The organism is Jiella soli (assembly GCF_020615385.1).
In the GTDB taxonomy this organism is placed as follows: domain Bacteria; phylum Pseudomonadota; class Alphaproteobacteria; order Rhizobiales; family Rhizobiaceae; genus VKMB-3413.
Genome location: NZ_JAJAVB010000008.1, coordinates 38,799 through 51,374 on the forward strand (window position 1 = coordinate 38,799; position 12,576 = coordinate 51,374).

Here is a 12,576-nt window from a genome sequence, read left to right on the forward strand (position 1 = left end):
TCGCTCGCCCGACCTATTCCTTGCCGCCGAACAGCCGCTTCAGCATGTCGGCCATCGGGCCCTTTTCGGGCACCTTGATCTGCGGTCCGGCGCCGCGCGCCTGGCGAATGTGGCTCTGGCCCTTGGCGGGCTTCGGCGCCGGCTTGGCTCCGGAGTTCGCCGAAGCCGAACCCTTGGCCCCGGCCGGCTCCTCGCGGCCGCCGGTCGCCACGCTGACCTTGTTCATGAACAGGGCGTCCTCGCCCTCGGCCAGCGGACCGATATTGCGGGCGATGGCCTCGAGGAATGGGTCCAGCCATTCGCGGTCGACCTTGGCGAAGTCGCCGAGGACGTGCGGATTGACCCTTTCCTTGGAGCCGGGATGGCCGATGCCGAGGCGGACGCGGCGATAGTCCTTGGCGCCAAGATGGGCGTCGATCGACTTCAGGCCGTTGTGGCCGCCATGGCCGCCGCCGGTCTTGACCCTGAGCTTGCCGGGAGACAGGTCGAGCTCGTCATGGATGACGACGATCCGGTCCGGCTCCAGCTTGTAGAAGCGCGCGGCCTCGCCTACCGAGCGGCCGGATTCGTTCATGAAGGTCTGCGGCTTGAGCAGCAGCACCTTTTCGGTGCCGATCTGGCCCTCGCAGATTTCCGCCGAAAACTTCTTCGACCAGGGCGAGAACCGATGCTCCCTGGCGATCTCGTCGACCGCCATGAAGCCGATATTGTGCCGGTTGCCGGCATAGCGGGAGCCGGGATTGCCCAATCCGACGATCAGCAGCATTCCCCGGCTCCCATGGTCCTTGTCGTGTCAGGTCCGAGCGCCCGGCGCGGGCCGGGCGGTCGATCCTACTCCTCGTCCTCGGCGTCGCTCGCCGGGGCGGTCTCGACCTCGGCCTCGTCGGCCTCACCCTCTTCCGAGCGCAGCGCAGCCGGCGCGGCGATGGTCGCGATGGTGAAGTCGCGGTCGGTGATGGTCAGCGACACGTTTGCCGGCAGCGTGAGCGCCGAAGCGTGGATCGAGTCGCCGATATCGATCCCGGTGAGGTCGATGGTGAAGGCCTCGGGGATCGCGTTGGCCGGGCACTCGACCTCGACCTCGTGGCGCACGACGTTGAGGACGCCGCCGCGCTTCAGGCCCGGAGACTTTTCCTCGTTCTCGAAATGCACCGGCACTTCCAGGGTCACGCGGCTCTTCTCCGAGACGCGGAGGAAGTCGACATGCATGAGGAAGTCGCGGACCGGCTCGAGCTGGTAGTCCTTCGGCAGGACCTGGATCTTTTCCCCGTTCAGCTCGATCGTCGCCACATGTGTCATGAAACCGCCAGCGTGCAGCGCCAGGAAGGTTTCCTTGTAGGGCAGGGCGATCGACAGGGGTTCTTTGTTGTCGCCGTAGATGACGGCGGGAATCATCCCGCTGCGGCGCAGATGTCTGGCGGCCCCCTTGCCGACCTTGTCGCGCGCCTCGGCTTTGACCGTGAAGGCCTGGCTCATGGCTTGTTCCTTTTTCGTCGAGGTGGTCGTACGGACCCCATGCCCGGAACGACGAAAAGCGGTCCGCGCAGTCAAAACCGGCGGGAACCGCTCAACTCCGCGCTGCCTCCAAGGGTGTCTGCGCGGACGCCCGGGCTATAGCGCAAGCCTTCGCCGCGGACAAGGCCGCAGCGGCGGGGCACCAAGCGCGGCGCCGGTCAGAACGGCAGCCTGGAACTCACCTCGAACTGCTGCGAGATGCCCGCGCTGGTCTCCCGCGTCCGGCGGTAGCTGAGCTTGACGTCGATGCCGTCGAAGACCGCGACATCGGTGCCGACGCCGATGCTCAGCCGGCGGTTCCCTGTTGCGGGATCGGTAAGTCGGTGGTGGTTGGCCGCGGGGTTTGCGACGAGCGACAGGGCGCTGCTGCTCGCCAGGGTCTGGTCGCGTCCGGCCTCGATTTCCACCCAGGGCGCAAGCCGCAGCCAGTCCGCGATCCTTGTGGCGAGGAGGGAGGCCTTCACGCCGATCGAGGAGCGCAGCGCGACCTGCGACTGGGCGCGCATGGCGACCGCCTCGTTCGCGGACGCTTCCTGGTAGGGCCGCAGATGGATGGCATCGACGGCCAGGCGCCCGTAAGGCCGGAGCGTCACGTCCCCGGCGCGCTCCTCCAGACCGGCAGAGATCTGGCCGAAAGCCACGCCTGCGATGCGGTGGCCGTTGGCGATCGCGCTGCCGTCGCTCGTCGCCCGGCTGTTGTCGAGCTCGACGCCCCCGAGCCCCGCGAGCCCTTCCACGAACTGCGACGACTTCGGATGATAGGAGCCGTAGATCGCCGCACTGACGCCGGTGGCGCCGATGCGGGTTCCGGCTTCGCCGATCTTGGTCTTGTCGGTGTCGAAGCCGACGCCGACACCCACCGACAGATCCGTGCTCTGCCTGAGGTCGAGGCCGGTGCTGATGCCGCTCGCGACATAGTCGAAGCCGAGTCTCGGCTTTTCCGCCTGGAGCGAGCCGAGGGTGATGTGACCATTGGTCCAGGCATGGGTGTTCCAGCCGCCGCACAGCGCCTTGTCCTTCGCACTGGCGTTCGACTGGAGCCGCGGATTGGCACCCTCGGGCGTTGAGTCCTTGTCGGTGATCAGCCTGTCCCACGCGTCGGCGCCGTCGCGCTGCTGCGAGAGCGACAGGTCGACGCTGAGACGCTGGCAGGTGTCGCCGCGCAACTCGCCGAGGCGATCGCCGAAATTGCTGCGCTGTGTGGCAGCCATCCGCCGTGCGATGTCGTTCTGGCCTTCGAAGCTGCCGACCAGATCGGAATTGGTGGCGAGGGCCGGCAGGCCAGCCAGCCCGCCCGCCGAGGCGGCATCGTCATTGCCGAAGCCCGCGAGAAGCGACACGACTGCAAGGCTCGCCAGGACGGCCCGCAGGGCCGGCCGCCGCAGTCGCTGGCGCTCGTCGCCGGCCTGCGAGGGTTTCTGTCTGACGCGGCCGGTGGCGATGCGGTCGCGGCACTCGATCAGTTCGTCACAATGAGGCGTCATCTCGCATTCCCGCGTTCGATCGTCCTCCTCCTGCCGACATCAATCCTTCCTAAACCCTAACGGAATCTGAACACGAGTCGTTATGTGGCAGGAATCGTTGGGAATTTACCTGCTGTTGCAGGTCCGCATCCAACTGACCGAAGGGCAAAACTGTCGGGGGCGATGAGAGGTGCGGCGCCCTGCCGGCGTCAGAGCAGGTGCCCGGCCTCGGGCGACGTCCACCCGTCCGGCAGGTTCGGATTGCGCGTATAGCCGGGTCCGATCGTCAGCGGCTCGGGCGGCAGCACGGCGTCCGAGAGATTGGAGGTGACGGTGAAACTGTCCTTGAACAGCACGGCGCCGTCGCCGTTCTGGATCAGCTGGACCGTCACCTTGTACGGCTTGCCCTTCTCGATGCCGCGCACCGGGGGGGTCTGCAGGCCGTAGCGCGTGGTGCGCGGAGAGAGCCGGTGTTCGACATGGAGCGGCGGCCCCCCGGCGGGGTTCTCGAAATCGGCCGCGATGATCGAGAAATTCTTCACCGGCTTCTGCACGAGGGCGGTGAAGCCGTAGGTCGCGTCGGCGACGCGGTAGTTGAAGATGAAGCCGGAGCCGGCGATCTTCAGATAGGGCGTCTCGGAGAGGTCCTCGCGCAGCGCAAGGCCGATGGCGAAGAGCAGGGCGACGAGACCGAGGCTCGCCGCCACGACATGGCGAAAGGTGATCCGTCCGAGCCTGTCAAGCATCGCCGCCTCCGCTGCCGGTTGCAGCGAAAGGTTACGCCCAGGCTATCGGGGATTCCAGTCTTTTGTGGAGGCCGGCCGGATGGCCCCGTCCGGCGTCAGTCGAACAGGCTCGAGACCGATTCTTCGGAGGCGGTGCGGGCGATGGCTTCGCCGAGGAGGTTCGCCGTCGTCACCACGCGGATGTTCTCGGTCGCGGTGATCGCCTTGGTCGGCTGGATCGAATCGGTGATCACCAGTTCCTTCAGGCGCGAGGCGGCAATGCGCGAGACCGCGCCGCCGGACAGGACGCCATGGGTGATATAGGCGGAGGCGCTGAGCGCGCCGGCCTTCATCAGCGCGTCGGCCGCGTTGCAGAGCGTGCCGCCCGAATCGATGATGTCGTCGATGAGGATGCAGTTGCGGCCGGTGACGTCGCCGATGATGTTCATCACCTCCGACTCGCCCGGCCGGTCGCGCCGCTTGTCGACGATGGCGAGCGGCGCATCGAGCCGCTTGGCGAGCGCACGGGCGCGCACCACGCCGCCGACATCGGGCGAGACCACCATCAGGTTCGACAGGTCCTGATGTTCCTTGACGTCGCGCGCGATCAGCGGGACGGCGAAGAGATTGTCGGTCGGGATGTCGAAGAAGCCCTGGATCTGCCCCGCGTGGAGATCGAGCGTCATGACGCGGTCGGCGCCGGCCTCGGTGATCAGATTGGAGACCAGCTTGGCCGAGATCGGCGTGCGGCCGCCCGCCTTCCGGTCCTGCCGGGCATATCCGAAATAGGGAAGCACCGCCGTGATGCGCCGCGCCGAGGCGCGCCGCATGGCGTCGATCATGATCAGGAGTTCCATCAGATGGTCGTTGGCCGGATAGGACGTCGACTGGATGATGAAGACATCCTCGCCGCGTACGTTCTCCTGGATTTCGACGAAGATCTCCTGGTCGGCGAAACGCCGGACCATCGCCTGGCCGAGCGGCAATTCCAGATACCGCCCGATGGATTCTGCGAGCTGGCGATTGGCGTTGCCGCTGAACAGTTTCATGGCCTTCTTTCCGGTCGGCGATTTTCCTGACGGGATGTCCTGCCGCAAGCCGATGTCCTTCCGGAAATTTCCTGGCGGGGCTGTCGATCGACCGGGTCAATATCACCGTCGGGCGAAACTTCAACCCGGCCATTTTCGCAGGCGCGAAGAATCCCGTGCAAGGGTTGCGCGGGTGCATGGTCCGGCCGGCGCCTCAGCCGGCCGAAAAGCCGAGGCCCGCGGCTTCCTTGAGGGTGCGGCGAGCAACGTCCTTCAGCGTTCCGGCGCTCACCAGCGACCAGGGATCGTCGGCGGTGCCGGCGACGCGCTCTTGCCCCTGGATGCGGTGGACGCGCTTGTCCTCACGATCGAGCACGTCCCAGACATAAATGAGAGTCGTCTTGCCGCCGTCCGAGAAGGCCGAGAAATAGCCCTTCAGCCGCATCGTCGACTTCGGCCCGTTCGCCGGCCGGATCTCCAGCCCTGCGGCCGGCGCCGCTTCGGCGAGGGCGCGCGCCAGAAGCTCGGCCTTGCGCTCGGGCGCACCGACGACGGGCAGGAACTGGATCTCGCCGCCCTGCTGCGGGCCGCCCGACGGCTCGACCGCCGCGACCCTTGCCTCCTGAGCCGGGACTTGCGGCGAGGGCGCCTCAACACGCGCCGCCTCCGCTTCCCGGCGCTGCGGGAGCGCGGCCGGCGATGCCGCGACCTGTGCCGGTCCCGCGGCAGTGACGGGTTCGCTCGAAGCCGTGCTCGGCGGTGCCAGAAGTGGCCCGCCCCCGGCGATGGCCGGCGGCGGCAGCCGCTGCGGTTCGGCGGATGCAGGGGCCGGCGGCAGGCTCTGATAGGTCGGGGCAGGGGATGGCGCGAGCGCCGCGGCCGAGGTGACGGGTGCGCCGCTCGTCATGGTCGCCCCGATCTCGGCCGGCGGAACCGGGCCATTCGGGCCCATACCGATCGTCATGTCGGAGCCCGTGCAGCCCGACAGGGCTGCCACGAGGAAGAAAACAAGCAGAGGCAGGCGTCGGGCGAGACTGGCGGACACGGGGTGCGACCTCCCTTCAGGGATTACCGGCGATCGTTGCTGGAACGATGCTCTGCGGGCAGTCGCAAAAATCCGTTAAAATCCGCCTCAGATGAGGAAGGTTTTCGAAAACCGCGGCGCTCAGACCACGACAAGATCCAAAGACAGACGCGACAAAGGCTCTGGTGCATCCTCGGTCGTCAGATAGGTACGGCCGAGAGTCATCGCGGTACCGGTCTCCGAGTCCATGATGATCATGTGGGCGAACAGCGTCATCGACGGCATGATCATCTCGCCATTGCCTGCGTGGAACATCGGCGTGTCCATCCAGGATGGGGCGAAGCGGGCACCGAGCGAATAGCCGCAGGCCGCCAGTCGGTGGCGGGCGAGGTCGTGCGCTTCCATCACCGCGGCATGCGCGTCGAAGACGGCGCCGAAGCTGTTGCCGGGTCGCATCGCTCCTTCGACAGCATCGAGCGCTTCGCGCGCGGCGGCGTAGAGCTCATGGTGACGTTCGCTCGGCTCACCGATGATGACGGTGCGCATGAGGCAGGCATGGTACTGCGCCTTTACGCCGGCCCATTCGAGGGTCAGCTGGTCCTGCGCATCGAGAACGCGCCGTCCGGACTTGTAGCGGCACAGAAGCGCGTCGCGGCCGGAGCCGACGATGAACGGGTTCGCCGGATAGTCGCCGCCGTGGCGGAAGACGTGCCCCTGCATGGCGGCGAGGATCTCGGCCTCGTCGGTGCCCGGCCCGATCAGCGGCAGCGCAGCCTCGAATGCGCCGTCGGCGAGATCGGAGGCGGCCCGCACCATCTCGATCTCCGCCGGGCTCTTCACCGCGCGCAGCATCGGGATCAGCGTTGAGGCATCCTTCAGCGAGGCGAAGGAGCCGAGTCGTTCCTGAACCTGCAGGCCGACCTGGCCGGTCATTCCGTGGGTCAGCCACTCGACGCCGATGCGGGCGCCGAGGAGGTCCATGTCGTTGAGCATGTCGCGCAGTTCGATCACCGGATCGGCGGTGCCGCGATCACGCCAGATCGTGATCTCTTCGAGGATCGACGTGTGTCGCGCCTGCCTCAGATCGGCCGAGCGGGTGAGAAGGCGCATCCGGCCGTCGGCCGTCACGACGAGGCACTGGAAGAAGCAGAAGCCGAAGGTATCGTAGCCCGTGAGCCAGTACATCGACTCCTGCGCGAAGACGAGCAGGGCGTCGAGCTTTCGCTCGGCCATCTCGACCATCAACCGGCCGTGCCGCGTCTCGAATTCATCTCGCGAAAAATGCAGCATCAGGCGTCAATCCCGTAGGGTGATCGCGGCAAGCTGGCGACCGTAATCGGGCTCGCCGCGATGGGTGGTGCGGCGGAACGAGAAGAAGGCGTCGGCATCGCCATAGGTGCAGTGCCCGACGAATTCGGCCGACACGCCCGTTGCCGAAAGAACCGACAGAATGAAACCGGGCAGGTCGAACTGTCGCCGATCGGGCGTTTCCCCCGGCGCAAAGAAGCGCTCGCGCTGCGGGTCGCCGCGGACGAATTCCCGCATCATGTCGAGGCCGACCTGGTAGTTCGGCTGGGTGATGGTCGGGCCGAGAACGGCGGTGATGCTCTCGCGCCTGGCGCCGGCGTCTTCCATGGCCGCCACCGTCGCCTGGAGGACGCCGCCGAGCGCGCCGCGCCAACCGGCATGGGCGGCTCCGATCACGCCATGCGCGGCGTCTGCGAACAGGACCGGCCCGCAATCGGCGGTCACGACGCCGAGGCCGAGGCCGGGCCGGTTGGTGACGATGCCGTCGACCTTCGGCCGCTCGCCGGCGAACGGCGCCTCCACGACGATCGCCTCGGCGGAATGCACCTGCCAGGGCGTGACGAGGTCGGACGGATCGAGGCCGAGATGGACCATGGCGCGCGCCCGGTTCTCGGTCACGTCGGCCGGATCGTCACTGGAGCCGATCCCCACATTGAGGCCGGCATAAAGACCGCCCGACACCCCGCCCCGCCGGGTGAAGAAAGCATGGCTAAGACGTTCGCTCGCAAGCGAATCGGCGCGAATGACGTCTGCCTCGCCGAGCGCGGGAGCGGTGGATCTCTCGTTCATGGCGCGGATGGTGGTGGAGGGGGCAGGGGAAGTCAACGATCGACCGTCAGCCCGCGGCGGCAAGGCCGAAGGGCGGCAGGGTCATGGGGCGGGAGGCGGCGCAGACGACCTTGAACAGGCGGCCCATCTCCGATTCGCCCGTTCCGGCGAGACGCTGGACCGCGCGGCGAATCTCGGCCCGGCCGGCCTCGTCGAGCGGAGCGCCGAGGGTGCCGGCCCGTTCCAAAAGCCCGAGTTCCAGAAGAAACTCGCCCTGCTCGACCACCGGCGAGACCGCAAGGCCGGCGGCGCGGAACCTCTCGGCCAGCATGGCGAAGTCGACATGGCTGGTGATGTCGCACTCCCCCGGCCGGTCGAGCGGATCGGCGAAGGCATGGCCATGCACCGCCTGCAGCGTGTCGCCATAGCCGGGGAGCGCATGGCCGTAGTCGATGAAGAGGCCCGCACCACCCTCTGCCGCGATCCGCGCGGCGAGTTCGCCGGCCAGCGCCTCGCGCTCCGGCGAGCCTTCGAGGACCGCACCGGCCTTGGCAGGCATCGCTGCGTACCGGCCGGCGGCATCGGGAAGCTGAGAAATGGCGCCGGATAATACGAACTCGAAGCGTCCGCTCTCCGACACCGACACGCACCGTTCGCGCCAGTCGGTGCCATCGAAGACGAACTGGCGGATGGCGAGGGCGTCGAACAGCTCGTTGGCGACGACGATCAGCGGTCCCCGGTCGATCTCGGCCAGCCGGCGCACGCGCTTGATCGGCAGATCGAAGCGTTCGAGCGCCGCCGCCTGCAGGGCGGCGAGGTGCTCGCTCACTTCCACCAGCCGCACCTGCGCCGCGGCGAGGCATGGCGGCGCGACGCGGCGGACCGTGCGCAGGATGTCGGCCATCAGAGTGCCGCGGCCGGGGCCGATCTCGGCAAGGATGAACGGGGAAGGATGCCCGAGCTGCTGCCAGGCCGAGGCCATCCAGGCGCCGATCAGCTCGCCGAAGATCTGGCTGACCTCTGGCGCGGTGATGAAGTCGCCGCCGCGGCCGAACGGATCCTGCGTGGCATAGTAGCCGTGCGACCGGTCGAACAGCGCGGTGTTCCAGAAGCGGTCGAGCCGCATCGGCCCCTGCGTCCGGATCGTCGCGGCGATGGCTTCGGCAAGCGGCGTCACGGGCGGGCGGGGCCGGCCTTCGAACTGCGCGGGTCGCTGGCGTCATCGGCATCCCGGGGCGCATCCACCGGCGCGTAGCTCGTCTTCCTGGCCGTCGCCATCGCCCAGATCCCGACGAGCAGCATCGGGATGGACAGGACCATGCCCATGGTCAGCCAGCCGCCATAGAGATAGCCGAGCTGGACGTCCGGCATGCGGAAGAACTCCACGAAGATGCGGGCGCAGCCATAGCAGAAGATGAACAGGCCGCCGGTGAAGCGCGGGCGCTTGAACATCTTGAAGCCGTGCGTGGCGATTCTCAGGATGATCCAGAGCAGGATGCCCTCGAGCGCCGCCTCGTAGAGCTGGCTGGGATGGCGCGGCAGCGGGCCGGCATCGGGAAACACCATCGCCCAGGGCACGGTCGAGGGCGCGCCCCACAGCTCGCCATTGATGAAATTGGCGATCCGCCCGAAGAATAGGCCGAAGGGGACCGCGGCCGAGACGACATCGACGAGGCTCCAGAGCGGCACCTTGCGGACCCTGCAGAAGATCAGGATGGCGACGGTGACGCCGATCAGTCCGCCATGGAAGGACATGCCGCCCTCCCAGACCCGGAACACGGCGAGCGGATCGGCCGCATAGCGGGCGAAGTCGTAGAAGAAGACCGAGCCGAGCCGCCCGCCGAGCACGATGCCGAGGGTGACGTAGAGGATGAAGTCGTCGATATCGAGCTTGGTGATCGGCGAGACGCCCCCCGGCCAGAGCCGGGGATTGCCGGCGAGGTAACGGCCGTACAACCAGCCGCACAGGATCCCTGCGACATAGGCGAGACCGTACCAGCGCAGCTGGACGATGCCGAGGTCGAGAAAGACCGGATCGATCTGCGGATAGGCGAGCACGCCGAGTGTCGGAAGAGAAAGCATGGGTCCGCCGGGTTTGGATTGACGTCGAAAGACCGCGGCCAGCGAGCCGCCTAAAGGAGCGGCCGGACAGTGGCCTTATGGCCGAACAGGGTCAAGCTATTGCGACAGCCGGTCCTTTGCGCGCGCCGCCGCGCCATTGTCAATTCGCCGGGCTCTCTCTACCTCAGGAGAAATCGCCACAATGGAGTGCCAACATGCCCAACCGAGCCCCCAACCGTATGCTCGACGAATTTGCGCGGATGATGACCGACGCCGCGGGCGCGGCTCAGGGTGTGCGGCGCGAAATGGAGACGGTCTTCCGCGCCCAGGGCGAGCGCTTCCTCAACCAGCTCGATCTCGTCCAGCGCGAGGAATTCGACGCGGTGCGTGAGATGGCGATGAAGGCGCGCATGGAGAACGAAGCGCTGAAGAAGCGCATCGCGGACCTTGAAGCGAAGGTCGCCGGCGGCGCCTCCGACCCCGCCTGAGGCCTTATCCACAGGACGTCAACAGATTTTCCGCGGACCTTCGGCAAAGCTTTTCTGGACGAAACGCCTTTCGCCAGAGTCGCTTATGCAGGTGGCCGACACTCGCCATGCGCGTGCCGAATGGTTCTCAACATGAAAATAAGGTTAACGCCCTTAGCCTGAAGACTCCCCGTCTGTATGCTGATTCATAAGGGTGATTCGTCGTTGGCGGCGATCCTCATCCAACAAGGGGCGAGCGTCGCGGCGGACGATCGCCCCGAATAATCGCAACGGGGATCTAGATGATTTTGGAAGAGCTTTCCGCACTGCGGCAGTCGCATCCGGTGGATGTGATCGAATGGGTGGCGGCATCGCGGGAATGGGCGTTCGAGCGCTCCTGCGAGGACGAGATCGCGGTAGCGGTTGCCGGGGTCTGGGCGGACTATTCGGTCTCCTTTTCCTGGCTCGACGAGATCGAGGCGCTGCATATCGGCTGCGCCTTCGACCTGAAGGTGCCGCAGCATCGGCGGAGCGAAATCCTGGCGCTGATCGCAGCGATCAACGAGAAGCTCGTCATCGGTCATTTCGACCATTGGGAAAAGCAGGGCGCTGTCATGTTCCGGCACGCGCTGCTCCTGTCCGGCGGCGCCGAGGCGACCGGCCAGCAGGCGGAGCGGATGCTGGTGTCTGCTCTGGAGAGCTGCGAGCGCTTCTATCAGGCCTTCCAGTTCGTGATATGGGCCGACAAGAGCGCCGAAGATGCGCTAGCCTGCACGCTGTTCGAGACGGTCGGCGAGGCGTGATCATGGCGGATGTCGGGACGATCCTGCTCCTCGGGGGCGGCAATATGGGCACGGCCCTGCTCGGAGGCTGGCTGGAGTCGGGCCTTCGGCCGGAAAGCGTGCTGGTCGTCGATCCGACGGTCGGGGACGCGCTCCGCCCGCTTCTCGCCAGAGGAGTCCGGCATGCCGAAGCGATTCCGGCGGAGACGTTCGATATCGCCGTCCTGGCGGTGAAGCCGCAGATGATGGATGCGGCCCTGCCGCCCCTGAAGAATGCGCTGAAGCCCCAAAGCTTGGCGATCTCGATCGCGGCCGGCACGACGGTCGGACTGATCGAGCGGCATCTCGGCGAGCGGCCGGTGGTTCGGGCGATGCCCAACACGCCGGCGCTGATCGGTCGCGGCATCACCGGCGCCTATGCCAACACCCGCGTCGCCGACGAGGGACGCGGGACCGCGGACCAGCTCCTGTCGGCCAGCGGCCCGGTCGAATGGGTCGAGACGGAGGCGCTGATCGACGCCGTCACCGGCGTTTCCGGCAGCGGCCCCGCCTATGTCTTCTATCTCGCCGAATGCCTGGCCAAGGCGGGCGAAGCGGCGGGCCTCCCGGCGCACCTTGCCATGCGGCTTGCCCGGCATACGGTGGCCGGGGCGGGCGAACTGATGATCCGATCCGAGGAGACGCCCGCCAAACTCCGCAAGAACGTCACGTCGCCGAACGGCACCACCCAGGCCGCGCTCGACGTTCTGATGGCCGAGGACGGGCTGGCGCCGCTGATGAGCCGCGCGGTGGCGGCGGCGCGGGACCGGGCCGAGGAACTGGCCAAGGGCTAGGACACACTGGCCGCCTCTTGCGGTCGGCCGGATCATCCGGCAGGACCCGGATCCGAACGCAGAATTGTCCGGGCGGCACGGCGACAGGCTGCGGCCGCCCACCGGGAGAGACTTGGCATGGCTTCGCATGACGAACGGGCGCCGGAAATCGGCTTCGACGACTTCCTGAAGGTCGACATCCGCGTCGGCACGATCGTCGAGGCTGCGCCCTTTCCCGAAGCGCGCAAGCCGGCGATCCGGCTGGTCATCGATTTTGGCGAGGAGATCGGCCGCAAGAAGTCCTCGGCCCAGATCACAGTGCACTACGAGCCCGAGGACCTCGTCGGCCGGCAGGTGATCGCTGTCGTCAACTTCCCGCCGCGCCAGATCGGTCCGATGCGCTCGGAAGTGCTGACGCTCGGCGTGCCGGACGAGGCGGGCGAGGTCGTGTTGCTGGGGCCGGGCCACACTGTTCCCAACGGCGGCCGGATGTTCTGAGCGCACCTGCGCGGAACCACCAAGACGTCGTCGCGGATTCGCACGCGAATTGCAGCGTAAAATTGGCGGAAACCCGGAAAATTAACCGAAGATTCATTGCCTGACTGAAAGATCGTCTTGCGAAC

14 protein-coding genes are annotated in these 12,576 nt (G+C 67.1%); 4 read left to right on the top strand and 10 right to left on the bottom strand.

Annotated elements, in window-relative coordinates; all coding sequences use genetic code 11:
* Nucleotides 1-13: 13 nt before the first annotated feature.
* From pth to lgt, 10 genes are all read right to left on the bottom strand, one after another.
* Complete coding sequence (gene pth / locus LH400_RS05475) at nt 14-766, bottom strand: aminoacyl-tRNA hydrolase (protein ID WP_229151670.1); 753 nt, start codon at nt 764-766, stop codon at nt 14-16.
* 65 nt (nt 767-831) lie between these two features.
* A complete protein-coding gene (locus tag LH400_RS05480; RefSeq protein WP_229151671.1) occupies nt 832-1,476 on the bottom strand; it encodes a 50S ribosomal protein L25/general stress protein Ctc in 645 nt (214 codons plus the stop codon).
* A 197-nt stretch (nt 1,477-1,673) separates the two neighbouring features.
* The gene (locus LH400_RS05485) at nt 1,674-2,999 is read right to left on the bottom strand and encodes an autotransporter outer membrane beta-barrel domain-containing protein (RefSeq protein WP_229151672.1); all 1,326 of its coding nucleotides are present in this window, start codon (nt 2,997-2,999) and stop codon (nt 1,674-1,676) included.
* A 188-nt stretch (nt 3,000-3,187) separates the two neighbouring features.
* Nucleotides 3,188-3,724, bottom strand: a complete 537-nt coding sequence (locus LH400_RS05490) for a hypothetical protein (protein WP_229151673.1) — start codon at nt 3,722-3,724, stop codon at nt 3,188-3,190.
* A gap of 95 nt (nt 3,725-3,819) precedes the next feature.
* Entirely contained in the window at nt 3,820-4,752 is a 933-nt protein-coding gene (locus LH400_RS05495; protein WP_229151674.1) for a ribose-phosphate pyrophosphokinase, read from the bottom strand.
* 193 nt (nt 4,753-4,945) lie between these two features.
* Nucleotides 4,946-5,776 (bottom strand): hypothetical protein, encoded by an 831-nt coding sequence (locus tag LH400_RS05500; RefSeq protein WP_229151675.1) that lies wholly within the window; start codon nt 5,774-5,776, stop codon nt 4,946-4,948.
* 120 nt (nt 5,777-5,896) lie between these two features.
* Complete coding sequence (locus tag LH400_RS05505) at nt 5,897-7,048, bottom strand: M24 family metallopeptidase (protein ID WP_229151727.1); 1,152 nt, start codon at nt 7,046-7,048, stop codon at nt 5,897-5,899.
* 3 nt (nt 7,049-7,051) lie between these two features.
* The gene (gene pgeF / locus LH400_RS05510) at nt 7,052-7,852 is read right to left on the bottom strand and encodes a peptidoglycan editing factor PgeF (protein ID WP_229151728.1); all 801 of its coding nucleotides are present in this window, start codon (nt 7,850-7,852) and stop codon (nt 7,052-7,054) included.
* Between the two features lie 46 nt (nt 7,853-7,898).
* Nucleotides 7,899-9,008, bottom strand: a complete 1,110-nt coding sequence (locus LH400_RS05515) for a class I SAM-dependent methyltransferase (RefSeq protein ID WP_229151676.1) — start codon at nt 9,006-9,008, stop codon at nt 7,899-7,901.
* Nucleotides 9,005-9,913, bottom strand: coding sequence for a prolipoprotein diacylglyceryl transferase (lgt, locus tag LH400_RS05520; RefSeq protein WP_229151677.1), 909 nt, complete (start codon nt 9,911-9,913; stop codon nt 9,005-9,007). The genes LH400_RS05515 and lgt overlap by 4 nt, the downstream gene beginning before the upstream one ends.
* A 194-nt stretch (nt 9,914-10,107) precedes the next feature.
* Between lgt and LH400_RS05525 the strand changes: the two genes are divergently transcribed.
* The 4 genes from LH400_RS05525 (at nt 10,108) to LH400_RS05540 (ending at nt 12,451) form a co-directional block, all read left to right on the top strand.
* Nucleotides 10,108-10,380, top strand: coding sequence for an accessory factor UbiK family protein (locus LH400_RS05525; RefSeq protein WP_229151678.1), 273 nt, complete (start codon nt 10,108-10,110; stop codon nt 10,378-10,380).
* Between the two features lie 281 nt (nt 10,381-10,661).
* Nucleotides 10,662-11,162: a type III secretion system chaperone family protein gene (locus tag LH400_RS05530; protein ID WP_229151679.1), complete on the top strand. Its 501-nt coding sequence runs from the start codon at nt 10,662-10,664 to the stop codon at nt 11,160-11,162.
* The gene (proC, locus tag LH400_RS05535) at nt 11,159-11,974 is read left to right on the top strand and encodes a pyrroline-5-carboxylate reductase (protein WP_229151680.1); all 816 of its coding nucleotides are present in this window, start codon (nt 11,159-11,161) and stop codon (nt 11,972-11,974) included. Before LH400_RS05530 ends, proC begins: the two co-directional genes overlap by 4 nt.
* 117 nt (nt 11,975-12,091) lie before the next feature.
* Entirely contained in the window at nt 12,092-12,451 is a 360-nt protein-coding gene (locus LH400_RS05540; protein ID WP_229151681.1) for a tRNA-binding protein, read from the top strand.
* Nucleotides 12,452-12,576 lie beyond the last annotated feature (125 nt).

What these genes read in the sequence shown, in the direction of transcription:
- pth (WP_229151670.1), bottom strand. Translation starts at nt 766, where the DNA reads ATGCTGCTGATCGTCGGATTGGGCAATCCCGGCTCCCGCTATGCCGGC.
- LH400_RS05480 (WP_229151671.1), bottom strand. Translation starts at nt 1,476, where the DNA reads ATGAGCCAGGCCTTCACGGTCAAAGCCGAGGCGCGCGACAAGGTCGGC.
- LH400_RS05485 (WP_229151672.1), bottom strand. Translation starts at nt 2,999, where the DNA reads ATGACGCCTCATTGTGACGAACTGATCGAGTGCCGCGACCGCATCGCC.
- LH400_RS05490 (WP_229151673.1), bottom strand. Translation starts at nt 3,724, where the DNA reads ATGCTTGACAGGCTCGGACGGATCACCTTTCGCCATGTCGTGGCGGCG.
- LH400_RS05495 (WP_229151674.1), bottom strand. Translation starts at nt 4,752, where the DNA reads ATGAAACTGTTCAGCGGCAACGCCAATCGCCAGCTCGCAGAATCCATC.
- pgeF (WP_229151728.1), bottom strand. Translation starts at nt 7,852, where the DNA reads ATGAACGAGAGATCCACCGCTCCCGCGCTCGGCGAGGCAGACGTCATT.
- lgt (WP_229151677.1), bottom strand. Translation starts at nt 9,913, where the DNA reads ATGCTTTCTCTTCCGACACTCGGCGTGCTCGCCTATCCGCAGATCGAT.
- LH400_RS05525 (WP_229151678.1), top strand. Translation starts at nt 10,108, where the DNA reads ATGCCCAACCGAGCCCCCAACCGTATGCTCGACGAATTTGCGCGGATG.
- LH400_RS05530 (WP_229151679.1), top strand. Translation starts at nt 10,662, where the DNA reads ATGATTTTGGAAGAGCTTTCCGCACTGCGGCAGTCGCATCCGGTGGAT.
- LH400_RS05540 (WP_229151681.1), top strand. Translation starts at nt 12,092, where the DNA reads ATGGCTTCGCATGACGAACGGGCGCCGGAAATCGGCTTCGACGACTTC.